The organism is Enterobacter sp. A8, assembly GCF_004296595.1.
Classification (GTDB): Bacteria; Pseudomonadota; Gammaproteobacteria; order Enterobacterales; family Enterobacteriaceae; genus Enterobacter; species Enterobacter cloacae.
The window spans coordinates 1,266,836-1,292,063 of record NZ_SCMF01000001.1 but is presented as its reverse complement, the minus strand read 5'-3'; the positions used below and the strand labels follow the sequence as shown (position 1 = coordinate 1,292,063).

At 56.7% G+C, this 25,228-nt stretch carries 19 protein-coding genes and 1 riboswitch; of the genes, 5 read left to right on the top strand and 14 right to left on the bottom strand.

Translation table 11 applies throughout. The features are described 5' to 3' along the window. Nucleotides 1–9 precede the first annotated feature (9 nt). Nucleotides 10–1,443, top strand: a complete 1,434-nt coding sequence (locus EQV24_RS06095) for a glycoside hydrolase family 32 protein (protein ID WP_130626325.1) — start codon at nt 10–12, stop codon at nt 1,441–1,443. Nucleotides 1,444–1,518: 75 nt separating this feature from the next. Here EQV24_RS06095 and EQV24_RS23705 read toward each other — a convergent pair whose 3' ends face one another. Together EQV24_RS23705 and EQV24_RS06085 are read right to left on the bottom strand one after the other, a co-directional pair. Beyond that, complete coding sequence (locus EQV24_RS23705) at nt 1,519–2,013, bottom strand: hypothetical protein (RefSeq protein ID WP_179291466.1); 495 nt, start codon at nt 2,011–2,013, stop codon at nt 1,519–1,521. A gap of 234 nt (nt 2,014–2,247) precedes the next feature. Then, entirely contained in the window at nt 2,248–3,075 is an 828-nt protein-coding gene (locus tag EQV24_RS06085) for a YadA C-terminal domain-containing protein (protein WP_130626324.1), read from the bottom strand. 673 nt (nt 3,076–3,748) lie between these two features. Further along, nucleotides 3,749–3,845, top strand: a riboswitch (TPP riboswitch). A 36-nt stretch (nt 3,846–3,881) separates the two neighbouring features. On the opposite strand from EQV24_RS06085, the gene thiM reads away from it, so the two are divergent. The 3 genes from thiM to EQV24_RS06070 are packed head-to-tail and all read left to right on the top strand — an operon-like array spanning nt 3,882 to nt 6,238. Then, nucleotides 3,882–4,652, top strand: a complete 771-nt coding sequence (gene thiM / locus EQV24_RS06080; RefSeq protein WP_058679559.1) for a hydroxyethylthiazole kinase — start codon at nt 3,882–3,884, stop codon at nt 4,650–4,652. Continuing rightward, complete coding sequence (thiD, locus tag EQV24_RS06075; protein ID WP_038420163.1) at nt 4,649–5,449, top strand: bifunctional hydroxymethylpyrimidine kinase/phosphomethylpyrimidine kinase; 801 nt, start codon at nt 4,649–4,651, stop codon at nt 5,447–5,449. The genes thiM and thiD overlap by 4 nt, the downstream gene beginning before the upstream one ends. A gap of 42 nt (nt 5,450–5,491) precedes the next feature. Next, on the top strand, nt 5,492–6,238 hold the full coding sequence (locus EQV24_RS06070; RefSeq protein WP_058679560.1) for a GntR family transcriptional regulator: 747 nt from the start codon (nt 5,492–5,494) through the stop codon (nt 6,236–6,238). On the opposite strand, the gene EQV24_RS06065 is transcribed toward EQV24_RS06070, so the two are convergent. From EQV24_RS06065 to EQV24_RS06055, 3 genes are read right to left on the bottom strand one after another with little or no spacing between them, the layout of a single operon-like run. Beyond that, a complete protein-coding gene (locus EQV24_RS06065; RefSeq protein ID WP_038979523.1) occupies nt 6,212–7,165 on the bottom strand; it encodes a PfkB family carbohydrate kinase in 954 nt (317 codons plus the stop codon). The two genes, EQV24_RS06070 and EQV24_RS06065, sit on opposite strands and share 27 nt — an antisense overlap. Further along, nucleotides 7,162–8,166 (bottom strand): ADP-ribosylglycohydrolase family protein, encoded by a 1,005-nt coding sequence (locus EQV24_RS06060; RefSeq protein WP_102752100.1) that lies wholly within the window; start codon nt 8,164–8,166, stop codon nt 7,162–7,164. The genes EQV24_RS06065 and EQV24_RS06060 overlap by 4 nt, the downstream gene beginning before the upstream one ends. Next, the gene (locus EQV24_RS06055) at nt 8,163–9,440 is read right to left on the bottom strand and encodes a nucleoside permease (RefSeq protein ID WP_038979525.1); all 1,278 of its coding nucleotides are present in this window, start codon (nt 9,438–9,440) and stop codon (nt 8,163–8,165) included. Before EQV24_RS06055 ends, EQV24_RS06060 begins: the two co-directional genes overlap by 4 nt. A gap of 252 nt (nt 9,441–9,692) precedes the next feature. On the opposite strand from EQV24_RS06055, the gene fbaB reads away from it, so the two are divergent. Continuing rightward, nucleotides 9,693–10,745, top strand: coding sequence for a class I fructose-bisphosphate aldolase (gene fbaB, locus EQV24_RS06050; RefSeq protein ID WP_008500869.1), 1,053 nt, complete (start codon nt 9,693–9,695; stop codon nt 10,743–10,745). A 46-nt stretch (nt 10,746–10,791) separates the two neighbouring features. On the opposite strand, the gene yegS is transcribed toward fbaB, so the two are convergent. From yegS to EQV24_RS06000, 9 genes are all read right to left on the bottom strand, one after another. Beyond that, nucleotides 10,792–11,691, bottom strand: coding sequence for a lipid kinase YegS (yegS, locus tag EQV24_RS06045; RefSeq protein WP_048971183.1), 900 nt, complete (start codon nt 11,689–11,691; stop codon nt 10,792–10,794). Nucleotides 11,692–12,023: 332 nt separating this feature from the next. Beyond that, nucleotides 12,024–12,266: a hypothetical protein gene (locus EQV24_RS06035; protein ID WP_013097906.1), complete on the bottom strand. Its 243-nt coding sequence runs from the start codon at nt 12,264–12,266 to the stop codon at nt 12,024–12,026. 347 nt (nt 12,267–12,613) lie between these two features. After that, nucleotides 12,614–13,975, bottom strand: a complete 1,362-nt coding sequence (gene yegQ / locus EQV24_RS06030; protein WP_029881788.1) for a tRNA 5-hydroxyuridine modification protein YegQ — start codon at nt 13,973–13,975, stop codon at nt 12,614–12,616. A 157-nt stretch (nt 13,976–14,132) separates the two neighbouring features. Continuing rightward, complete coding sequence (baeR, locus tag EQV24_RS06025) at nt 14,133–14,855, bottom strand: two-component system response regulator BaeR (RefSeq protein ID WP_013097904.1); 723 nt, start codon at nt 14,853–14,855, stop codon at nt 14,133–14,135. Further along, nucleotides 14,852–16,255: a two-component system sensor histidine kinase BaeS gene (baeS, locus tag EQV24_RS06020; RefSeq protein ID WP_020690175.1), complete on the bottom strand. Its 1,404-nt coding sequence runs from the start codon at nt 16,253–16,255 to the stop codon at nt 14,852–14,854. Before baeS ends, baeR begins: the two co-directional genes overlap by 4 nt. After that, nucleotides 16,252–17,667: an MFS transporter gene (locus tag EQV24_RS06015; protein ID WP_130626323.1), complete on the bottom strand. Its 1,416-nt coding sequence runs from the start codon at nt 17,665–17,667 to the stop codon at nt 16,252–16,254. Before EQV24_RS06015 ends, baeS begins: the two co-directional genes overlap by 4 nt. Then, nucleotides 17,668–20,745: a multidrug efflux RND transporter permease subunit MdtC gene (gene mdtC / locus EQV24_RS06010; protein ID WP_013097901.1), complete on the bottom strand. Its 3,078-nt coding sequence runs from the start codon at nt 20,743–20,745 to the stop codon at nt 17,668–17,670. Next, nucleotides 20,746–23,868, bottom strand: coding sequence for an MdtB/MuxB family multidrug efflux RND transporter permease subunit (locus EQV24_RS06005; RefSeq protein WP_040022498.1), 3,123 nt, complete (start codon nt 23,866–23,868; stop codon nt 20,746–20,748). It abuts the gene before it with no gap. Then, nucleotides 23,868–25,070: an MdtA/MuxA family multidrug efflux RND transporter periplasmic adaptor subunit gene (locus EQV24_RS06000; RefSeq protein ID WP_130626322.1), complete on the bottom strand. Its 1,203-nt coding sequence runs from the start codon at nt 25,068–25,070 to the stop codon at nt 23,868–23,870. The genes EQV24_RS06005 and EQV24_RS06000 overlap by 1 nt, the downstream gene beginning before the upstream one ends. Between the last annotated feature and the right edge of the window lie 158 nt (nt 25,071–25,228).

Genomic DNA, 25,228 nt, shown 5'->3' with positions numbered 1-25,228 from the left:
AGTAGAGAAATGACGTATTCAATTACTAAAGCAGAGCAGGAACTTCAGTCCAGACGCGAAGGGCTCAATCTGCGCTGGTATCCGCGTTACCACCTCGCTGCGCGCGCTGGCTGGATGAACGACCCAAATGGCCTGGTCTGGTTTGACGGTTGGTATCACGCTTTTTACCAGCATCATCCGTACTCCACCCAGTGGGGGCCTATGCACTGGGGCCATGCGCGTAGCAAGGATTTAGTTCACTGGGAACATCTCCCCGTTGCGCTGGCGCCAGAAGGGCCTGAAGACAAGGATGGCTGTTTTTCCGGATCGGCGGTGGTGGATGGCGATACGCTGGCGCTGATTTACACCGGACATAAATTCCATGGCGATCCTGATGACGAGGCGAATCTCTACCAGGTGCAATGTCTGGCGACCAGCCGTGACGGCATTCATTTTGTCCGGCAGGGAATGATCGTTGATACCCCGCCAGGTCTGCATCACTTCCGCGACCCGAAGGTGTGGCGTGAAGGGGATAACTGGTACATGGTTGTCGGTGCGCGGGACGGTGAGACGGGCCAGGTGCGCGTTTATCGTTCTGCCGATCTGCGCCAGTGGCAGGATATGGGCGTGCTGGCGGTGGCTGAAAAAGAGATGGGCTACATGTGGGAATGCCCGGACTTTTTCACGCTCAATGGCAAACGCGTGCTGATGTTTTCGCCTCAGGGGATGGCCGCTGAAGGATTCAAAAACCGTAATCTTTTCCAGAGCGGTTATCTGTTGGGCGAATGGCAGCCCGGGCAGCCTTTTGTGCGGGAAGGTGAGTTTGTGGAGATGGATCGCGGGCATGATTTCTATGCGCCACAAAGTTTCCTCACGCCTGATGGTCGCCGCATCGTTATCGGCTGGCTGGACATGTGGGAATCCTCCCAGCCGGAACAGGAGGACGGCTGGGCAGGCATGCTCTCTTTACCGCGCGAACTGACGCTTAGTGCGGATAACCGTCTGCAAATGCGACCGGCCAGAGAGGTCGAAGGTCTCCGGCGAGCGTGGTTCCCCTGGCCGGTCAGTACGCTGACTCATCAGCAGATGGCTCTGGTGGAGCGCTGCGACGCGATGGAGGTTATTCTGCAGTGGGATTGTGCCAATAGCAGTGCCGAGCAGTACGGCATGAGTCTGGGAGAGGGGCTGCGCGTCTACGTGGATGCTCAAATGCAGCGTCTGGTTCTTGAGCGAAACTATCCGCAGTATGGCCTGTGCGGGACACGAAGCGTCGCGCTGAACCTGGATAATACGCTTAATCTGCGTCTGTTCTTCGACAGTTCATCCGTGGAAGTTTTTGTCAATGAAGGCGACGCGTGTTTAAGCAGCCGAATTTATCCTGAGGCAGGGCGAAGGGAAATAAACGTATTTGCCTGGGGTGGCTCAGCGTTATTATTCGAAGCCGGAGCCTGGCAGCTGGAGTGACGACTTCCCGTTCATTCGCATGGTGAGTTTGCAATAAAGGGGCTGCCACCCCTTTATTGTTGCCGGTTTAGATCATTATTTTGACAGCTGGCTGTTCACAACAATTCCCTTTTCAACCACCAGCGTTAAGGTATATCCCTGTTTATGCCATTTACCGTTGTTTGGTTTCCATCCTTGCCCCAGCAGGAATGCCGCACCGTCATCGATGGTACCGTTCATTACCGCTTCGGCCTCGCGGGAGAGCTGTTTTAAATCACGCGATTGACTTTTATCTGAATTTGCAGTGCATTCGCCGTTAGCTTCCTCAACCTGCGTACATCCTGAATGAGCAAGCTCTTTTCTGTGCTTATGCGTCATTTGTGCATGTTGCACCGCATAAGCCGCATTCGCAAAAGCCGCATTCATCGACGCGTTGCTGATCGCTGCCTGGCGTTGTGATTCTGCGAGATAACAGGTGTCTTTAGAAATGCCTTCATTAAGACACTCCTGCATCCTTGACGCCTTTGTTGCACATCCGCCGAGAAAATACGCTATGCCGAGTATGACTACAGTAAATATCGTTTTTTTCATTGCGCTAACATCTCAATTTTAATATATGCTGTGATGATAATAATTATTATAAAAATAACTATCACCGCTAATGACCAGTAAATGATTTTAATTTTACACCCCAGTAGATCATTTAATTGCGCTCTTGCTTTGATATAAACAAAGCATGTCATTGCAAGAGCAGATGTCTAAATTATTTCAGGAATTTAAACGCAACTTGCGATTAATGGTTTTACTCTATGTGGTTGTTTTTAATTACCAGCCAAGCCCTATACCCGCCCCTACAGCATAATCGTTATTCGTTGTGGTGGTGACACCCGCTTTCACAATGGCATGTTCACCCGCATGGAAGGACGCGCCTACCGCAACGGCGCTTTCGTCATGAAAAGTCCCGGCACCCGCACTCACCATAAACGTTTGATCCCGCTCGACTTGCGGCATTGAAGCGATAGCAACGGCACCGGCGATTCCACTACGGGACTCTTTTTTATTATCGTCCACGTCGTCTTTAAGGCTTTTAAACTGTGCGTTAGAACTTTTTTGCTGCTGAATAAGCATTTGTCGGGCCGCGTTGAGCTCCTGTGCTTGCCCGGCTGTTTGCGTAGTCAGCGTATTGATCTGTTTAACGGCGGCTGTATCAGTGATATTACGGGTGATAATCGTCGTCACGCCGTCTTTGCCCGGACGGCCATCACGACCATTAATGACCTGGTTATGTTGACCGTCTAAATGTGTTGCCTGCGCGGTTTTCAACGCCGTTGCAGAACCATCAACAGAGCTTTGTATTGGGTCAACCGCAATTTGTTTCACGGGAGTTTTCTGCGGCGGCAGAACAGGCGTGGGCGCCTGACCAGGCTCAATATGCTGCCCGTCCAGGTGAGGGGCTAATAATACTGGCTGTGGTGCAACCGGTGTTTGTTGCGTCGGCAGGGTAATAACAGGTGTGGCAGTAAATTGCTCATTCTTTGCGGAAATATATGCGTCCCCCCAACTGGATGTAACCGGCGAGGTAGAGGCAAGAACTGCTGTGCCAGGAACAGAAGTTAAAATAAAAACAGATATGGCGGTTTTAATACATTTCATTTCCAAACTCTCATCAATAAAATTATTTCGCTATCCTGGCGGGAGGATATAACGTCTTGTTATATTTAATTTAAAAAAGGAGGTTACGGTGATTTTTTCTAAATCACTTTTTTTTGTAACGCGCAGCAACTATCCCGGATATTCACGTTTTATTTATTGATCTTCATCAATACTGGCACGCATGGCTAAAAAGGGGAGTTTGAGAGCGGATTGATCTACTCATTATAAAACAAGGAGTTAATTTTTATGGGGATTGACGGGCGTTCTTGGGTAAAACTAAGAATACATTAATCTTGCTTATCTTTTTTCGTCAAAAAATTACATTATTACGCCTGTTTAATTAATTTATTTAAAGCGTCTTTTGGTTTTCCTTTCTATTGATTTCGTTATTTGTTTTGAATGAAACTTTTATGATTGCCTCTGCAAAATATTTTCCACATGAAAAAATATCATGTTGTAACGGTTTAAAAAGAACGAATTTATCGTGTTTAGGTAACAATGATTTAATTATCGCGAAACGTATAGCTAAAAAATACAGGAATGATCTCCCTACGATAAGCTGCGGCCACATGCTGCATGCGACTGGCCTTGTAGAAACCCCTTGCACCGTGGCCTTCGCTACGGTTACACTAAATTCAAGCAAATATTTGTATCTAACTATTTGTTTTAAAAGTATTTTGACTCGGGGTGCCCTTCTTTGTGAAGGCTGAGAAATACCCGTATTACCTGATCTGGATAATGCCAGCGTAGGGAAGTCAGATGCCTCCTCTGGTCATCGCTTCTTCACGCAAGGCAGGAGCGAACCTATGCAGCCTGACCTGCTCGATTTACACGTTTTACATCACTTCCGGACCCGTTCCCCGCTTACGCACTGTATGACCAATGATGTCGTGCAAACCTTTACGGCCAACGTTCTGCTGGCGCTTGGCGCTTCTCCGGCAATGGTGATTGAAGCCGAAGAGGCCGAGCAGTTTGCCGGGATGGCCGATGCGCTGCTGATTAACGTCGGTACTCTCACCACGCCCCGCGCCCAGTCGATGCGTCGTGCTATTGAGAGCGCGGTGGCGGCAGGCAAGCCCTGGACGCTTGACCCGGTTGCGGTGGGCGCTCTGGCGTTCCGTACCCGCTTTTGTCATCAAATCCTTGCCCTGAAACCAGCAGCCATTCGCGGCAATGCGTCGGAAATTCTCGCCCTTGCGGGGATGAGCGCAGGGGGACGCGGTGTAGATACCACCGACACCGCCGCCGCCGCGCTACCCGCCGCGCAGGTGCTGGCTCGCCAGACCAATGCCATTGTGGCAGTGACGGGGGAGGTGGATTACGTCACCGACGGCCAGCGCACCCGAACGGTTGCGGGCGGCGATCCGTTAATGACCCGCGTGGTGGGCACCGGGTGTGCGCTCTCGGCGGTGGTGGCGGCGAGTTGTTCCCTGCCGGGGGAGCGGCTGGATAATGTTGCCGCTGCCTGCGGATGGATGAAGCGTGCCGGAACGATCGCCGTTGCGCAGTCTCACGGGCCGGGCAGCTTTGCCAGCGCGTTCCTTGATGCGCTGCACAACCTGGAGGCACAGGCATGAAACGAATTAATGCTCTGACGATTGCCGGTACCGATCCAAGCGGCGGTGCCGGTATCCAGGCCGACCTGAAAACGTTCTCGGCTCTTGGCGCTTACGGCTGCTCGGTGATCACCGCGCTGGTGGCGCAAAACACCCGTGGCGTGCAGTCGGTCTACCGTATCGAGCCTGATTTTGTCGGTGCACAGCTGGACTCGGTATTCAGCGATGTGCGCATCGACACCACCAAAATTGGGATGCTGGCAGAAACGGATATCGTCGAAGCGGTGGCTGAGCGGCTGCAACGTTATCAGGTGCAAAATGTGGTGCTGGATACGGTGATGCTGGCTAAAAGCGGTGACCCGCTGCTCTCTGCCTCTGCTGTTGAGACATTGCGCAAGAAACTGCTGCCGCAGGTGGCGCTGATTACGCCAAATCTGCCGGAAGCGGCCGCACTGTTAGACGCGCCACACGCGCAGAACGAACGTGAGATGAAAGAGCAGGGGAACGCCCTGCTGGCGATGGGGTGCGGCGCGGTGCTAATGAAAGGCGGCCATCTCGATGACGATGAAAGCCCGGACTGGCTCTTTACCCGCGACGGTGAACTGCGTTTCACGGCCCCGCGCGTGCATACCAAAAATACCCACGGTACGGGGTGCACGCTCTCTGCCGCGCTGGCGGCGCTGCGTCCACGGCACAACAGCTGGGACGATACGGTACGCGAGGCCAAAACATGGCTCTCGGCCGCGCTGGCAAAAGCCGATACTCTGGAAGTGGGTCACGGTATTGGGCCGGTTCATCATTTTCATGCATGGTGGTAAGCCAGTATACTGGCAGGAAACACCACGCCTGAGAAAACAGAGATGGAACAAGCGCATACCCGGTTAATCGCTCAACTGAATGAACGGATCGCCGCGCCCGACAACATGCCGCTGTATCTGAAATTTGCCGAAACGGTAAAAAACGCGGTACGCAGCGGAGTGCTGGAGCACGGGAATATTCTGCCCGGCGAGCGCGATCTGAGTCAGTTAACCGGGGTGTCGCGCATTACCGTGCGCAAAGCGATGCAGGCGCTGGAAGAAGAGGGCGTGGTAACGCGCGCCCGGGGTTACGGGACACAGATCAACAACATCTTTGAATATTCGCTCAAGGAAGCGCGCGGGTTTTCCCAGCAGGTGGTGCTGCGCGGTAAAAAACCTAACACGCTGTGGGTGAATAAACGGGTGGTGAAGTGTCCGGAAGAGGTGGCCAGCCAGCTGTCGGTACCCCCGAACAGCGAGGTATTCTTGCTTAAGCGCATTCGTTACGTTGACGATGACGCGGTGTCGATTGAGGAGTCCTGGGTTCCGGTTGAGTTAATTCATGACCCGGACGCAATTGGCATCTCGCTGTACGACTACTTCCGTAGCCAGAATATCTTTCCGCAACGCACCCGCTCCCGGGTCAGCGCCCGGATGCCGGACAGCGAGTTTCAGGCGCATATCAGTATGGATGACAAAATACCGGTACTGGTGATCAAGCAGGTTGCGCTTGACCAGCAGCACCGGCCGATTGAGTACAGCATCAGCTACTGTCGCAGCGACCTATACGTCTTTGTGTGCGAGGAGTAATGCCTCGCGCGTCGGCGCGCAATCCCCGCCGCGGTGGCTGACCACCCAGGCCGCCACGGCATTTCCCAGCGTCACGGCATCCGCCAGACGCCATCCTGCCGCCAGACCGGCAAGCGTACCGCCCGCATGGCTGTCGCCTGCGCCAATGGTATCGACGACGGTGGCGGGAAACGCAGGAACATAACCCGATGCGTCGCCTTCATACCAGGCTGCGCCATCTTTGTCGTGACGAATAATTAGCGCGGCGCCATAACGGTGCTGCCACTGCACGCCTAAGGTATCAACGTCCATGCCAGCGCGCTCTGCGGCAATCTGCGCCTCCTGACGATTGAGCGACACGATAGGTTTCAGGGCCATGATCCGCGCCATCAGCGCGTCGGGAATATCAGCAATGCGGGGGCCAAAATCGATAAACGCGGTGACGTTTTCCAGCGACTCCAGCCAGCGTGTGAGCAGTTCGCCCGATGGCGATGCCAGCTGATAGCCGGACAGATACACCAGGCTACCCGGTGGGACGTTCAGCCCATCCAGCCAGTGCGGCTGCCACTGGTTCTCCACGCCGCTAAACGACATAAAGGTGCGTTCGCCGTCAGGCTCTACCAGCGCCAGACACCAGCCGTTATCGCCCGCTTCGGCCTCCACGGCGCTGTGCAGATCCTGTCTTGCCATGGCGTTACGGATGATCTCCGCCCATACGCCGTGGCCGACGGGCAGGGCGTTTTGCGCCGCAATGCCGAGCCGCTTCAGGGCGATGGCAATATTCAGCGCACAGCCGCCGATATTCACCCCTTGTTGTTTCAGCTCGATATCGCATCCGCGCCAGGGCAGGGCGTACGCGTCGGCGATCACGTCGATGACCGCCGCGCCCAGCACCGTGACCGGGCGTGTGGCCTGTAATGTTTCAAGACGCTGGGCTAACGTACTCATACGCCCTCCCTTTGCTCCCGGTAGTGCAGCAGTTTTTCGCAATAGTAGTCAAAATCGAGCCGGTTTTCGGTATCGAGTTCATCCTTCAGCGCCGGGTCAATCGCCTGCACGCCGTGCAGTGCCCCGCAGATGGCCGTTGCCATCGCCCCGATGGTGTCTGTATCTCCGCCGAGGTTGGCGCACAAAATCGCGCAGCGGTTTGGGTCCGTGCCGGCCAGCTCCACCATCGCAATTGCCGCCGGAACGGACTCGATGGTGCTGGTGCCCGCACCAATAAGCTGATAAATCTGCTCGCTGGCGGAGTCGATGCCGTGTGCTTCCCGCACGGTCTTAAGCGCCAGTTCAATACGAGCCGCCAGCGAGGCGCTGAAGGTGGTGGTATTCGCCTCCTGTGCGTAGCGGGCAATGCCGGGCAGGGCATCGACGATGTTCTGCCAGCGCTCGCCGTCGATGGCGCGCGAAACCGCCCAGGCAATAACCACGGCCCCGGCGATGGCGAGGTCCGATTTATGCGTCGGGCTGGAGGCCAGCGCGACCTGCCCGACAAAATGTTCCAGCCGCGTCGCCGGTAGCAGGCAGCCCAGCGGGGAAGCCCGCATAGCCGCCCCGTTGGTCACACCGTTGTTGTCCAGTTCGCTGACGGGTTTGCCGTCGCGGATGGCGTTAAGCGCGATTTTTGAGGTGGGACCCAGCACGTTTTTATTAAAGGCATCGAAATCCAGCGCCCAGTTCAGGATGTGTTTGCCGATGACATCCGCGTCAATCTCCCCGTCGCATTCGATAATCGCATCGGCCAGGCACAGCGCCATCGAAGTATCATCGGTAAACTCCGCGCGCTTAAAATAGCAGGCCGCGTTATTCTCTGCCGGGCCGGGTAAGAAGCGATCGATCCAGCCGAAGTGCGCTTTGACGCGCTTTCTTGGCCACAGCTCGGAGGGCATACCCATCGCATCCCCTAACGCCTGCCCGTAAAGAGCACCGAGAATACGTTCTTGTTTCATTTAACTTCCCCTTGTGTCAGCGCAGCATCGCCATCAACCACCTCAATTGCGGTGATCTCTTTGTCCGATTCGCGGAAAAACAGCATAAACAGCACGGCGATCACGGCAATCATGATCGCACCGAATGTCCACATTCCGGCCCAGTTGAAGGTCAGCCCATTCACCGGCTCTTTGTAAGCGAACATTTTTTCCATCATCACGCCGCCCAGGCGGTAACCCAGCAGGCTACCAAAGCCCTGACAGCACAGCGTAATCAGGCCTTGCGCAGCCGTACGCATATGCGCCGGCGCTTTTTTATCCACGTAGATATACGCGGTTACATAGTAGAAGTCGTAGCTCACCCCGTGCAGCAGAATGCCGAGGAACAGCAACGCATAGGTGAAGTATTGTTCCGCGCCACCGTAAACAAAGAAACCGTAGCGGATGGCGGCCGTGAGCAGGCCCAGCAGTAAGACCTTCTTAATACCAAAGCGTTTTGTGAAGAACGGCAGTGCCAGCATAAAGAAGATTTCAGAGAACTGGCCGAGCGTCATCCAGCCGGTGGCGTTTTTCATCCCCACTTCGGTGAGATAGCCGTTGGCGAAGATGTAATAGAAGGCCAGCGGCATCGCGAACAGGAAAGAGCAGAAGAAGAATACCAGGAAGTTTTTGTCGCGCAGCAGGATCAGCGCGTCCAGACCGAGCATCACTTTGAAATCCAGCTTGCCGGTACTTTTCGGCGGCGTATTCGGCAGGAACAGGGCAAACACGCCCAGCAGGGCAGAGCTGGCTGCGGTCATCAGCAGCGGAATATTGGTATCAGAGATATCGCTATAGCCCAGCATCTGCGGCAGGAACCCGCATGCCAGACCGGAGGCGATCCAGCCGATAGTGCCCATCACGCGAATACGCGGGAAATCGGCTTCCACGTCATCGACGTTGGCGAAGGCAATACTGTTGGTCAGCGCAATGGTGGGCATATAGGTAAGAGAGTAGGCCAGCAGCAGCGGGAAGAAGGTGCTGAACTGGGTTTGCTGTGCGGCGAAGTACATCAGAACGGCACCGGCAAACATCAGCACCGCCAGCACTTTCTGGGCGGCAAAGAAACGGTCGGTCAGCGAGCCGACGAGAATAGGCGACAGGATCGCCGCAATGGCCGTACAGGCGTAGGACCAGCCAATCTCCCCGGCGGTAAAGCCGCTTTTGCTCAGCCATAGCCACAGCGGCACAAACCACGCTCCCCAGATAAACCATTCAACAAACATCATGAATGACAGTTGGACTTTCGTTTTCATTGTTTAATCCTGCATGTCAGTGAGAGTACGCCTTTAACATACCATTAAATAATACCTTTGAAATACCTTTGTGGTGATTGTTTGATCAATGTAACAGTTTTGTTGTACACGAATCGAGCCAGCAGATTGTGCTGAAAAAAAATGCAAATGCTGGAAAATCTGTTAAGTCGGTACCAGGCTTAGTCTGCCCATAAAAATGTGGGTCTGGATAAACACTCACCGACATGACGTCGGAATTACGGGAGCATCGCTATGACTGATATTGCGCAGTTGCTTGGCAAAGACGCCGACAGCCTTTTACAGCATCGTTGTATGACCATTCCAGCCGACCAGCTTTATCTGCCCGGCCACGACTACGTTGACCGCGTGATGGTGGATAACAACCGTCCACCGGCCGTGCTGCGAAATATGCAGACGCTCTATAATACCGGGCGGCTGGGCGGTACCGGGTATCTCTCGATTCTGCCGGTTGACCAGGGCGTTGAGCACTCGGCAGGCGCCTCCTTTGCAGCCAATCCGCTCTACTTTGATCCGAAGAACATTGTTGAGCTGGCGATTGAAGCAGGCTGTAACTGTGTGGCCTCTACCTATGGCGTGCTGGCGTCTGTTTCACGGCGTTATGCCCACCGCATTCCTTTCCTCGTCAAACTGAACCACAACGAGACGCTCAGCTACCCAACCGAATATGACCAGACCCTCTACGCCAGCGTAGAGCAGGCGTTCAATATGGGCGCAGTAGCGGTTGGGGCGACGATCTACTTCGGTTCTGAGCAGTCCCGTCGTCAGATTGAAGAGATTTCCGCCGCCTTTGAACGCGCCCATGAACTCGGGATGGTGACCGTGCTGTGGGCGTATCTGCGTAACTCCGCGTTTAAAAAAGACGGGGTGGATTACCACGTCTCAGCTGACCTGACCGGTCAGGCGAACCACCTGGCCGCAACCATTGGCGCTGACATCGTGAAGCAGAAAATGGCCGAGAATAACGGCGGCTATAAAGCGGTGAACTTCGGTTATACCGATGACCGTGTCTACAGCAAGCTGACCAGCGATAACCCGATCGACCTGGTGCGCTACCAGCTGGCGAACTGCTACATGGGACGCGCCGGGCTGATTAACTCCGGCGGTGCGGCGGGTGGAGATACTGACCTGTCTGACGCGGTACGCACGGCGGTTATCAACAAACGCGCAGGCGGTATGGGGCTGATACTTGGCCGTAAAGCGTTTAAGAAATCGATGGCTGACGGCGTGAAGCTGATCAATGCAGTTCAGGATGTCTATCTGGACAGCAAAGTGACGATCGCCTGACGCCTCACTCTCCCTCTCCCTTTGGGAGAGGGCTGGGGTGAGGGGATTAGCGCAGAAGCACACAATCCGGCGGCAACCGGCACTGCAGCGCGCCGGGCAATACCTCTATTCGGAAATGCTCCCCGCTCAACGGTTCCCCATCCAGATTAAACGTCATCCCGTGCGGGGCATTCACTTCGAACCACGCGGATTTTCCGGCAATAATGTTTGGGCTCTCTTCGGGCTGCGTCAGCGTGGTAAATAGCGCGGGCAGCAGGCCGTCGCCGGTGAAAATACGCAGCTGAAGCTGACCGTCATTAATCAGCGCCTCCGGGCAAAGCTGCTGCCCGCCGCCTGCCTGACGTCCGTTGCCAATGCCAATCACCAGCGCGTCTCCCTGCCACTGGAAATCCTCGCCGCGAATTTCACAGCGGTCAGGCTTGAGGGTGTCCATGCGCATCAGGCCGTGGATCAGATAAGAGACACCGCCCAGCGCCGCTTTGAGTTTTTCCGGCGTTTCGCTGGTGATCCGCGTGCCGAACCCGCCCGTCGCCATGTTGATAAAGCAGGTTTTGTCATTCACCTGCGCAATGTCCACGGCGGTAGCTTTGCCAAGGATCGCCAGTTGCAGGGCTTTACTCAACTCCTCCGGAATGCCAGCGCTGGTGGCAAAATCATTGGCGGTACCGAGCGGTAAAATGCCCATCACCGGACGGCCTTCGGTGGGCAGGTCGACAAGCGCAGAGGCGATCTCATTGATGGTGCCGTCGCCGCCGCCGGAGATAATGGTTTCGACACCCAACGTCAGGCCTTCATGGATATACCGTGCCGCGTCGCCTTTTTCCCACGTGACCCGTACATGGATCCGCGCCCCATCTTCCCGCAAATCAGTGATTGCCTGACGCAGCAGATCGTTGCCTGCACTTTTACCATTGAGAATCAATAAACTGTCTGGATAGGTTGCCATCCTCGCTGCTCCCTTTTTTAGCGTTAGTAAGAGTGTATAGCAGTGACGAAAAAAGCGGGTAAGAACAGGATGAAAGGGAAAAATAAGGCCGCCAATTTTATCTGGAGGCCTTTCCAATTTAGACTCATTTATGAGGAGGGTAATCGAAACCTCCATGAGGACGACGACAGCGATAAATGCGTTGTAATCCCAATCTCCACCCTTTCAGAAAACCGAACCGCTTCAGGCTAATCAGCGTGTACTTTGAGCAAGAAGGAGTATGGCGGCAGCGATTACGGATACTCATTGGGGCATGGTTACGGTATAAGAGTATGAAATGTATGCTAAGCCATTTAAGCATCTGTCACTTCTTTTCTGAAAGTAATGACATAATAGTGGGTCAATGTTGATTTATTTCCGCCAAAGCACCCTGGCCGCTCTTCTATACCGATTGTATCAACGCGCTGGAATTCCCACCCTTCGGCAGCCCAGGAATTCACTTCTTGCTCTAAATACGCTGCTGCAATGCCATCTTTATTATCCTTTGCCTTGATAGAAATGTTTGGTGGTATCTGAACCATCTTATAGGTGTACATATAGAATCCCTTGCTGTTTGAGTGGTTATTGATGGTAAGGCCTGACATCTTTTGATTCAAATGGATTGTTGCAGAAACAAGGTGATGCGATCGCCTACAGGCATCAAAAGTGTAATTTTATTTCCTCAGGAGATGTTCAATACAAGTGCAGCAGAATGGCGAAAAACAGAGCATTAAAAAAATAAGCCCACGTAAGGGAGATTACGCGGGCTAAGGAGGTGGTTCCTGGTACAGCTAGCATTTATGGGTTATGTTTTTCAGCGCTGGGGATAATACCCGTATTGAACGAAGCGGTATGTGATCCGATTCTAAGAATTTTCCCGGCGCGAAAAAATTTCCCTGGTTGACTATTTACTATGCGGATTTCGGGTGCTTTCACCGTTGAAATTACGCATCAGCAGGGCAAACTCCAGCTCCACCTCTTCCGGTACCGGCAGCCAGACGGTATGGCCATTGCCCGGCGCGACCTCAATCGCTTCGCCTTTGCCGTTCTCCAGGTGTTCCAGCGTGAAGTTCATGTTGCCCTGCGGGGTCATCAGCTCTAGGCTGTCGCCTTTGGTGAACTTGTTTTTCACCGCCACGGCGGCCAGCGTACCTTTGCGCTCGCCGGTAAAGTCGCCGACAAACTGCTGACGCTCGGACACAGAATAGCCGTGCTCGTAATTCTGGTAGTCGTCATGGGTATGACGACGCAGGAAACCTTCGGTATAGCCGCGGTGCGCCAGACCTTCCAGAGTTTCCAGCAGGCTGGTGTCGAACGGTTTACCGGCTGCCGCGTCGTCAATCGCTTTGCGGTACACCTGTGCGGTACGCGCGCAGTAGTAATAGGATTTGGTGCGGCCTTCAATTTTCAGGGAGTGCACGCCCATCTGGGTCAGACGTTCAACGTGGGCGACGGCGCGCAGATCTTTTGAGTTCATGATGTACGTGCCATGCTCGTCTTCAAAGGCGGTCATGTACTCGCCCGGACGTTTGGCCTCTTCAATCATAAACACGCTGTCGGTTGGCGCGCCGATGCCCAGCGTAGGCTCAACGTTCGTAACCGGGATTGGCTCATGCTTGTGGACGATATTACCGATATCGTCCTCTTTGCCTTCCTGGACATTATATTCCCAGCGGCAGGCGTTGGTGCAGGTGCCCTGGTTCGGGTCGCGCTTGTTGATGTAACCGGAGAGCAGGCAACGCCCGGAGTAGGCCATGCACAGCGCACCGTGAACGAAAATTTCGATTTCCATATCCGGCACCTGGGTGCGGATCTCTTCAATCTCGTCGAGGGAAAGTTCACGCGACAGAATGACGCGGGTCAGCCCCATCTGTTTCCAGAATTTGACCGTCGCCCAGTTCACGGCGTTAGCCTGCACGGAGAGGTGAATATCCATCTCCGGGAAGTTCTCCCGAACCAGCATGATTAGACCCGGATCCGACATGATCAGCGCGTCCGGCCCCATATCCACCACCGGCTTCAGGTCACGGATGAACGTCTTCAGCTTGGCGTTGTGCGGCGCGATGTTGACCACCACGTAGAATTTTTTGCCCAGGGCATGCGCTTCGTTGATGCCGAGCTGCAGATTCTCGTGGTTGAATTCGTTGTTGCGCACGCGTAGCGAGTAGCGCGGCTGGCCCGCGTAGACGGCGTCGGCACCATAGGCGAAAGCGTAACGCATATTTTGCAGCGTTCCCGCCGGGGAAAGGAGTTCCGGTTTAAACATGTTTATTCTCGTTCTGATGACAGGTCAGATCCGCGTGCACCAGGTGCAGCGGTAAGGGGAGATCCCCCACTTTAAGGGCGGGCATTGTAGCGCTGCGGGGCAGGGAGGTAAAGCTTTGCCCCTCACCCCTTTGGGGAGAGGGGGAGGGGGCGTTTAGCTATGCAATCCTGCACGCATCCGCTTCCCAGCGGTATCCCACGCCATACACCGCGCGAATAAATGACTGTTCGGCGTCGAGCGCCTCCAGCTTACGGCGCAGGTTTTTGATGTGGCTGTCGATGGTGCGGTCCGTCACCACGCGGTAATCGTCATACAGGTGGTTGAGCAGCTGCTCGCGAGAGAACACTTTCCCCGGCTCGTGGGAAAGGGTTTTCAGCAGGCGGAACTCTGCAGGCGTGAGATCGAGAAGCTTGCTGCGCCAGCTGGCCTGGAAGCGGCTCTCATCAACAATCAGCGGGCTTTCGGCGTCCAGCACCTGAAGCTCGCGCTGCGGTTTACAGCGGCGGAGAATGGTTTTCACGCGGGCGACCACTTCACGCGGGCTGTAGGGTTTGCAGATGTAATCGTCCGCGCCAATTTCGAGTCCCAGCAGGCGGTCGATCTCTTCGATTTTTGCCGTCACCATGACGATCGGCACGTCGGAGAAGCGACGAATTTCCCGGCACAGGGTCAGGCCATCCGTTCCGGGGAGCATCAGATCCAGCAGGATCAGATCCGGCGGCGTCTGGCGCACGTACGGTAACACCTGATCGCCATGGCTGATAAGCGACGGGGCGTAGCTGGCCGCACGTAAATAGTCGATCAGTAACTGCCCAAGCTTAGGCTCGTCTTCCACAATCAAAATGCGTGGCGTGTTTTCGTCAATCGGTAATTCGGTCATGCTTCTCTCGATAAATCCCGTTCCAGCGGTAACTCTACTGTAATGCTAACCCCGCCAAAAGGCGAATGGGCGGCACGCAGGGTGCCATTGTGCGCCTCGACGATATTAACGCAAATCGCCAGTCCCAGCCCGGAGCCGCCGCTGGCACGGTTGCGGGAGCCTTCGGTGCGATAAAAACGTTCAAACAGTTTTTCCAGCTGCGCATCCTGCACGCCAGGAGCGGAGTCGGCAAAGGTGAGGGCGAAGCGGCCGTTTTCTTGTCTGCCGGAGATGTGCAGTCCGCCACCGCTGTCGGTGTAGCGCAGGCTGTTTTCCAGCAGGTTGTTGAAAAGCTGCATCAGACGATCTTTATCGCCAAACACCACCGCGCTGTCCGGCAGGGAGAGGTCAATGGTCAGGTTGCGGCTGGCAAAACGCTCGCGGAAAGCCCCGCTGATAACCTCCAGAATGTTGATTACGTCCACCGGTGCTTTCTGATAGGCCAGCGCCCCTTCGTCTGACATGGAGAGCTGGTGCAGATCGTCTACCAGTTTGGTCAGCGTACCCACTTCCGCCTGCAGCGAGGCCACGGATTCGGGCGTGAACTTGCGCACGCCGTCCTGAATGGCCTCCAGTTCGCCGCGCAGCACTGCCAGCGGGGTGCGCAGCTCGTGCGAAATATCGGCCATAAAATCGCGCCGCATCTGCTGGTTTTTCTCCAGCGTACTGGCGAGCTGGTTAAAATCCTGCGCCAGCTTGCCCAGCTCATCCTGGCTGCGCGTGTCTACGCGGGTGGAAAAATCCCCGGCGGCCAGTTTATGCGTGCCTTCCACCAGCCTTTTCACCGGGGCGAGCAGGCCCCGCGCCAGCGGGAAGGTGGCAAGCGCAGCCAGCAGCGTGGAGAGGATGACGATCAGCCAACTGGCCCGGCGCTGCTGACGATCGAAGTTGATATCGGTGTTGCGCGTCAGGCGCTCCACTGGCGAGGCGATAACCCAGCCGACGGTGGCGTTATTCACTTTGATTGCCCGCCGGGTGCCGTCCGGGGGGATGGGCGCACGTGGGCCAACCAGCGTGCGCATATCCTGGTCGATCACCCAGAACTGGGTGCGCCAGCCGTGGGGCGGCATGCCCGGGCCGGGGCGGTCATCGCCGCTATCGTGCTCCAGCGAGCGCAGGATCTGGAAGATAAAACGGTCATTGTTACGTAAAAAACGCCAGTTCCCGTGCTGGGCATACTGCTCGCTCAGTGCATCGCTCAAACCCTGCAGGCGCTGCTCATTACCATGCTTAATGTAATCGATAAAACCGCGCTCAAAGCTGAGCCGCACGGCCCAGTGCATGGTGATCAGCAGGACAATACAGGTGGCAAAAATTGCCAGAAAGAGCTTACCGGTAATGCCCGGACGCCAGAATTTCATGATCCACTCCTTTTACTGCGCCGGATAACGACGTTCTTACGGGTATCATCCGGCACGCGGGCGAAGATGAAAGCGGGCAGGGCGATGATAACCGCCATGCTGAGATACGTGTATAAAAAGACCTGATGCGCCACCGGCGTGTCGATGCTGAGATGGTGCTGACCGTACATGCCGAGCAGTAAACCGGCAATGGTGACCCCCACGCTCATGGAGAGCTGCATGATCATCGACAGCAGACTGTTGCCGCTGCTTGCCAGTTCGTCCGGCAGATCCTTCAGCGTCAGGGTGTTCATCGACGAGAAGCGCATGGAGTTAATAATGCCCTGGCAGAACAGCACCAGCGGCAGGGCGTAGTACCAGCCCATCAGCGCTACGGCCATAAACAGCAGGCTGACCAGTGCCAGCCCCAGCGTGGCGGTGACCAGCACGTGGCGATAGCCAAAGCGGTTAACCACCTGCACCACAATGCGCTTCATTCCCATGCTGCCCAGCACCATCGGGATCATCATCAGCCCCGCGTGAAACGGTGAAAAGCCCATACCGATTTGCAGGAACACGGGTGTCATAAACGGCAGCATGCCGCTGCCCACGCGCCCCGCAAAACTTCCGAACAGGCCAAGCCGGTAGGTAGGGTTTTTAAACAGCGTCAGGCTGAACAGCGCCCGGTCGTTTCCTCTGGCATGCCACAGATACCACAAAATGGCGCTCATCCCGATAACGATCAGAATGGCGAGCGTCAGTGAGGAGATTCCCAGCCCTTTTTGCCCGTCGAGAGCGAGGGTCAGCGTCGCCATACCGGTGGCGAGCAACAGAAAACCGACTACATCAAAGCGCCGCGTCTGCAAGGTATAGTTGGGCATCAACGCCAGGGTGGCGATAGCACCAATAATGCCCACCGGCAGGTTGATGAGGAAAATCCAGTGCCAGGAGGCATATTCCACGAGTATCCCGCCCAGCGCCGGACCAAGCAGCGGACCCACCTGGCCTGGTAAGGTCACAAAGGTCATTGCCGCCATATACTGCTCGCGCGGGACGATTTTCATCACCGTCAGTCGCCCGACTGGCACCATCATGGCTCCGCCAACGCCCTGCAGAACGCGTGCCATTACCAGCTGATCCAGCGTATTCGCCATCGCGCAACACAGCGAACCCGCGGTAAACAGCACGATAGCGGTGAAGAAGATATTGCGCACCCCCACTTTGTCCGCCAGCCAGCCGCTGGCAGGGAGCATCAAGGCAACGGTCAGCACGTAGGAGACAATCACCATATGCATGTGCAGCGGGCTCTCCCCGAGGCTTTTTGCCATTGAGGGGAGGGCGGTGTTGACGATGGTAGTATCCAGCGACTGCATAAAAAAGCCGAAGGCCACTATCCATAATTGCCAGCGAACGTTACTGGGAAGATCAGTCATTTACCCGGTCACCGTGGTTCTGTTTTTACGTGAAAAACGCAGCCGCAGGCGGTCAAAGAACAGATAGACCACCGGCGTGGTGTAGAGCGTCAGGAGCTGACTCATCACCAGCCCACCGACAATAGTGATCCCCAGCGGCTGGCGCAGCTCTGAACCATCGCCACCGGAGATCACCAGCGGCAGCGCGCCAAACAGCGCCGCCAGAGTGGTCATCATGATCGGACGAAAACGCAGCAGGCAGGCCTGGAAAATAGCCTCTTCTGGCGTCAGGTTGCCGTTACGCTGAGCCTCCAGCGCAAAGTCCACCATCATGATGGCGTTTTTCTTCACAATACCAATTAACAGCATGATCCCGATTAAGGCGATGAGGCTAAAGGGCGCGCCAAACAGCTCCAGCGCCAGCAACGCCCCCACGCCTGCCGATGGTAGCGTCGAGAGAATGGTCAGCGGATGAACATAGCTCTCATACAGCACGCCAAGCACGATATAGACCGTGGCAATGGCCGCCAGAATCAAAATCACCTGCGAATTCATCGTCTCCTGGAAGACCTGCGCGGTCCCGGCAAAACTGCCGCGCACGGTCGAGGGCACGCCGAGCTGGGTCATGGCACGGTCGATGGCCTCGCTGGCCTCGGAAAGCGACGAGCCGGTGGGCAGGTTAAAGGAGATTGTGGACGCTGCCGACAACCCCTGATGGTTCACAGAGAGCGGCGCGTTAGCGGGCCGCCAGCTGGCGAAGTAAGAGAGCGGGATCGCTTTACCGTCGTTGTTAATGACAAACATTTTATCCAGCGCGCTGATGTCCTGGGTATAGCGCGGGTCCACTTCCATCACCACCTTGTACTGGTTCATTGGCTGATAGATGGTGGAAATCTCGCGCTGGCCAAAAGCGTTGTTCAGCAGACTGTTGGCGGCTTCAACGTTAATGCCCAGCCGCGACATGGTTTCACGATCGTAGGTCAACGCCATTTCTGCCCCGTTGTCCTGCTGATCGGAGTTCACGTCCGCCAGCTGCGGCAGGGCGGCCAGCGCTTTACGGATTTTGGGCTCCCACTCGCGCAGCGCGGCCAGATCGTCAGAGAGCAGGGTGTACTGGTAACTGGCGTTCGCCTGACGTCCGCCCACGCGGATATCCTGAACGGCCATCAAAAACAGGTTGGCGCCTGGCTCTTTGGCGAGCTTCATTCGCAGCCGGTCTATTACCTGCTGCGCCGTTTCATTGCGCTCGCCGCGCGGCTTAAGGGTGATAAACATCATCCCGCTGTTAACGCGTGACCCGCCGGTAAAGCCGGTGACGTTATCCACCGCCTTGTCTTCGCGGATGATCTTCATAAAATCCTGCAGCTTGCCGCGCATCGCCTGGAAGGAAATACTCTGGTCAGCCTGGATGCCGCCCATCAGCACGCCGGTGTCCTGCTCCGGGAAGAAGGTTTTCGGGATGGAGATATACAGCCAGACGTTGAGCGCGATGGTGCCGACAAGCACCAGACCAACCAGCCGCGTATGGTTGAGCACCCACTTCAGCGATTTTCCGTACCCTTCCTGCATTGCCAACAGGAAACGGCCAAACCCTTTACGACGCGGCTGCGAGTGCGGTTTGCTGCGCTTAAGCATCCAACCGCACATCATTGGCGTGAGCGTTAGCGAGATAATCAGCGAGATGCCGATAGCCACCGAAAGGGTGACGGCAAATTCGCGCAGCAGTCGCCCCGGCAGCCCGCCCATAAGCAGCAGCGGCAGGAATACCGCCACCAGCGACAGGCTCATGGAGAGCACCGTAAAGCCCACTTCGCGCGTGCCCTGCAGGGCGGCCTGCAGCGGTTTTACCCCGGCTTCCAGATGGCGGGAAATATTCTCCAGCACCACGATGGCGTCATCCACCACAAAGCCGGTGGCGATGGTCAGCGCCATCAGCGACAGGTTGTTCAGGCTAAAGCCGCACAGGTACATGGCGGCGAAGGTACCAATCAGCGACACCGGTACCGCAACGGCAGGAATAAGCGTTGCGCGGCCCGAGCGCAGAAACAGGAACACCACCAGAATCACCAGCCCGACGGAGATCACCAGCGTCTGTTCCACCTCTTCAAGCGAGGCGCGAATGGTCGGCGAACGATCCTGGGCAATCTGCAGATCAATAGCGGCCGGAATGGTCTTCTGTAACTCCGGCAGACGCGCGCGAATGCTGTTTACCGTTTCAATAATATTGGCTTCCGGCAGCTTGCGGATCATCAGCAAGATGGCCGGTTTGGCGTTGGTCATCCCGGCGTTGCGCACGTCCTGCACCGAGTCGGTGACGCTGGCTACGTCGCTTAAACGTACCGCCGCGCCGTTATTGTAGTGGATGATGAGCGGCTGATATTCGGCGGCGGTTTTGAGCTCGTCGTTGGTCTGGATCTGCCAGCGGTGGCTGTTGCTCTCTATCGCCCCCTGCGGCCTGCGCACGTTGGCGCTGCTGATGGCGGAGCGCACATCATCCAGCGACACGCCCTGGTTAAACAGCGCCTGCGGGTTCAGGCCGACGCGCACGGCGGGCAGGGAGCTACCGCCAACGCTCACGTCACCCACGCCGTTTATTTGTGAGATCGTCTGCGCCAGCTGGGTCGACGCAAAGTCGTAGAGCTGCCCCTGGGAATAGGTGTCCGAGGTCAGCGTCAGGATCATGATCGGCGCGTCGGACGGGTTGGCTTTACGGTAGGTCGGGCGGCTTGGCATTCCGCTCGGCAGCAGGCTTTGCGCGGCGTTGATCGCCGCCTGCACGTCGCGCGCCGCACCGTTAATATCCCGGTCGAAGCTGAACTCCAGAATGATGCGCGTGCTGCCGAGCGAGCTGCTGGAGGTCATCTCGTTGACCCCCGCAATTCGCCCGAGCGAGCGTTCCAGTGGCGTGGCAACCGACGAGGCCATGGTCTCCGGCGACGCGCCCGGCAGCGATGCGCTGACCATGATCACCGGAAAATCCACCTGCGGCAGGGGGGCCACCGGCAGCAGGCGGAAGCCCAGCACGCCGCACAGCGTAATGGCGAGCGAGATTAAAATCGTCGCCACCGGGCGGTAAATGAAGAGGGCGAAAAACTTCACTTACGCCTCCTCTTCACGTTTCGGGAAGCGGCTTTTGGTCCACAGGGCCAGTTGGTCAAACAGCAGGTAAATCACCGGCGTGGTGAACAGCGTCAGCACCTGGCTCACCAGCAGACCACCGACCATGCCGATACCCAGCGGACGGCGCAGCTCGGCACCGACGCCGGTGCTGAGCATCAGCGGCAGCGCGCCCAGCAGGGCGGCGAGCGTGGTCATCAGGATCGGACGAAAACGCAACAGACAGGCCTGGAAGATGGCATCTCGCGGCGACATGCCCTGCTCGCGCTCGGCGGCAAGGGCGAAGTCGATCATCATGATGGCGTTTTTCTTCACGATCCCGATAAGCAGAATGATGCCGATAATGGCGATGACGTCCAGTTCGCTGCCCGCCAGCATCAGGGCCAGTAGCGCACCCACCCCGGCAGTCGGCAGGGTAGAGAGGATGGTGATTGGGTGGATAAAGCTTTCGTACAGCACCCCAAGGACGATGTACATCGCCACCACGGCAGCCACGATCAGCCAGATGGTATTGCCCAGCGCAGCCTGGAACGCCAGGGTGCTGCCCTGGAACTGGGTCTGAATATCAGACGGGAAGTTGAGTTCTTTCTCCGCGCCCAGAATGGCCTCGACCGCTTCGCCCAGCGAATAGTTGTCCGGTACGTTGAACGAGATGGTGGTGGACGGGAACTGATCGAGATGGTTAATCGACAACGGCGTATAACGCTCCTCCACGCTGGCTATGGCGCTTAACGGCACAATACCACCGTCTTTGCTGGTCAGGCGCACCGAGTCCAGCGCGGCCAGGCCGGGCGTGTTATCGGTGTTGTGTTCCAGCACCACGCGATACTGATTCGCCTGGGTATAAATGGTGGAGATGAGGCGCTGACCAAAGGCGTTATAAAGCGCGTTGTCCACGTCGGACATGGTGATGCCCAGCCGGCTGGCAGTATCGCGATTGACGTTCACATATGCCGCCAGCCCTTTGTCCTGCCAGTCGCTGCTGACGTCAGAAAGCTGCGGCAGCGCCTTGAGTTTGTTTACCAGTTGCGGTACCCACGTGCTCAGCGCATCAAGGCTGGTGGCCTGAAGCGTGAACTGGTACTGCGTGCGGCTGACCTGGGTATCGATGGTCAAATCCTGAATTGGCTGCAGGTAAAGTTCAATCCCCGGCACGCGCGCCACGGCAGTTTGCAGCCGCTCAATAACGGCGTTGACCCGATCGTCGCGGTCATCCAGCGGCTTGAGGTTGATCTGCAGACGCGCACTGTTCAGCGACGGGTTGGTGCCATCGACGCCCACATACGCGGTCAGGCTTTCCACCGCCGGATCTTTCATGATGATGTCAGAGACCTGCTGCTGACGCTGCGCCATACTGGCGAAGGAGACCGACTGGGGCGCCTGAAGCGTGCCCTGAATAATGCCGTTGTCCTGGATGGGGAAAAAGCCTTTCGGGATAACGATCCACAGCATGACGCTGAGCGCCAGCGTGCCGAGCGCCACGCCGAGCGTCGCCCACGGGTGGTTAAGCACTTTTGCCAGCACCCGGCCGTAAGCGGCAATGATCCGTTCGAACATCCGCTCAGAGGCACGAGAGAAGCGGTTTTGCTTGCGCAGGGATTCATGGCTCAGCATACGGGCGCACATCATTGGCGTCAGGGTCAGCGACACCACGGCAGAGATCAGAATGGCGACCGCCAGCGTGACGGCAAACTCGCGGAACAGCCGCCCGACGATATCGCCCATAAACAGCAGCGGGATCAGCACCGCAATCAGCGAGAAGGTCAGCGAGATAATGGTAAATCCGATCTCACCCGCACCTTTCAGCGCTGCGGCCAGCGGTTTTTCGCCTTTCTCGATATAGCGCGAGATGTTCTCGATCACAACGATAGCATCATCCACCACGAAGCCGGTGGCGATGGTGAGCGCCATCAGCGTCAGGTTGTTGATCGAAAAATCGAGGAACACCATCACGGCAAATGTTCCCACCAGCGAGAGCGGCACGGCAACGGCGGGAATGATGGTTGCCGGTACGTTGCGCAGGAACAGATAGATGATCATCACCACCAGCGCAATCGCCAGCATCAGCTCAAACTGGGTATCGGTAACCGACGCGCGAATGTTGGTGGTACGGTCGGAAAGCACCTTTACAGTGACCGATTTGGGCAGGCTTTCAATAAGCTGCGGGAGCATGGTGCGAATGCTGTCGGCGGTTTCAATGATGTTAGCGCCCGGCTGGCGCTGCACGTTCATCACAATCGCCTGCTGTTTGTTGGCCCACGCACCCAGCCAGCTGTTTTCTGCGCCTTGCTCAACGGTGGCGACGTCACCCAGACGTACCGGCGCACCGTTCTGGTAGGCAATAATCAGCTGACGGTACTCATCGGCAGACTGCATCTGATCGTTAGCCGAGAGCGTCACGGCGCGGGTGGGGCCGTCCAGCGAGCCTTTCGCCGAGTTGACGTTGGCGTTGCTGATGGCGGTGCGGATGGTTTCGCTGGTCAGCCCCAGCGCAGCGATGGCCTGCGCGTTAAGCTTCACGCGCACCGCCGGGCGTTGTCCGCCCGCCAGCGTTACCAGCCCGACGCCGGAGACCTGGGAAATTTTCTGTGCCACGCGGGTTTCGACCATGTCTTCCACCTGCGTCATTGGCATGGCGGAAGAGGTGACAGCAAGGGTCATGATCGGCGGATCCGCCGGGTTTACTTTGCTGTAGACCGGCGGGTTAGGCAGGTCTGACGGCAGCAGGTTGGTGGCGGCGTTGATCGCAGCCTGCACCTCCTGCTCGGCCACGTCCAGTGACAGCGAGAGCTGGAACTGCAGCGTTACCACCGATGCCCCACCGGAGCTTTGCGATGACATCTGTTTCAGGCCCGACATCTGACCAAACTGGCGTTCCAGCGGAGCGGTAATGGCGGAGGTCACCACATCCGGGCTGGCGCCAGGATAGAGGGTAACGACCTGAATGGTGGGGTAATCCACTTCCGGCAGCGCCGAGACGGGCAGGAAGCGATAGCCAATAATCCCGGCGAGCAGGATCGCCACCATCAGCAGCGTGGTGGCAACAGGGCGCAGAATAAACAGGCGTGATGGCCCACCTGTTGCGCCTGGCGGCATGACCTGCATCAGGAGTTCGCTCCCTGTTTCGCGGGTTCAACCACTTCGACTTTGGCGCCTTCGGTCAGACGATCGATACCGTCCGTCACCACGCGGTCGCCCGCAGAGAGTCCGGCGCTGATCACAACCGTCTGGCTGTCCTGAATTCCGGTTTTCACCAGGTGCTTGCTGACTTTATTGTCGCTGTTCAGCACCCAGACGAAGTTACCTTCGTTGCCCATCTGCAGCGCGGCGGTGGGGATCACCACCGCGTTTTCTTCGGTCGCCACCAGCATGCGTGCGTTTACAAACTGATTCGGGAAGAGGGCGTCGTCCTGGTTGTTAAAGCGCGCTTTCAGCTTGATGGTGCCGGTGGTGGTGTCGATCTGGTTATCCAGGCTAAGCAAAGAACCTTTGCTCAACTTCTGCTTGTTGGTACGGTCCCAGGCTTCCACCACCAGCCCCTTTCCGGCTTTCTGTGCCTGCACCACCGTCGCAATTTCGCTTTCCGGCAGGGTGAAGACTAAATCAATCGGGTGGGTTTGGGTTATGACCACGATGCCCGTGGTATCTCCGCTTGAGATCTGGTTGCCGATATCGACCTGCTTGAGGCCAACGCGTCCGTCAATTGGCGCGGTGATGCGGCTCCAGTCAAGCTGCAGCTGCGCGCTGGCCACCGCGGCCTCGTCAGCTTTGATGGTGCCCTGGGTTTCGCTGACCAGCGATTGCTGCGTGTCCAGCTCCTGACGAGAGACCAGATTGGTTTTCACCAGCTGCTGATAGCGCGCCAGATCGCGCCGGGCGTTAGCGAGCGTGGCTTTGTCTTTGGCAAGCTGCCCCTGAGCCTGGGCAAGGGCGACTTTGAACTGGCTTGGGTCGATCTCGGCCAGTAAATCGCCAGCTTTCACCTGCTGACCTTCCTGGAAGTGGATCGCCATGAGCTGACCGTCGACGCGGCTGCGTACTGTGACGGTGTTGGCGGCGGTAATGGTCCCGAGGCCTGTGAGATAGCGAGGAACGGCTTTATTCACCGCGGTGGCCGCCTGAACCGGTGCCAGCGCGCCGCCTCGCATACCGTGACGACCCCCGCCCGCAGGGCGTTTTGACTGACTGCTGGCGCCTGCCGGAGTAGAAGGCTCGGCGGATTGAGTGTGCCAGTACCAGGCGGCGGCAAGGACCACCACAATGATGCCAGCGGCGATTGCCCAGCGGGATTTGTTACTGCCTTTCATCGTTATACGTTCTCATCCTGAAACACTTCGGGGAATGATACTAGTTTAGTCAGGTCAGTCGGCAGAAAAATGGAGGAAATATGGAAGACTGTCGGGAATTGTCTGAATAGCGGAGAGGGCAATGTGACACCGTGTGCACGGGCATAAGATGCTATCTC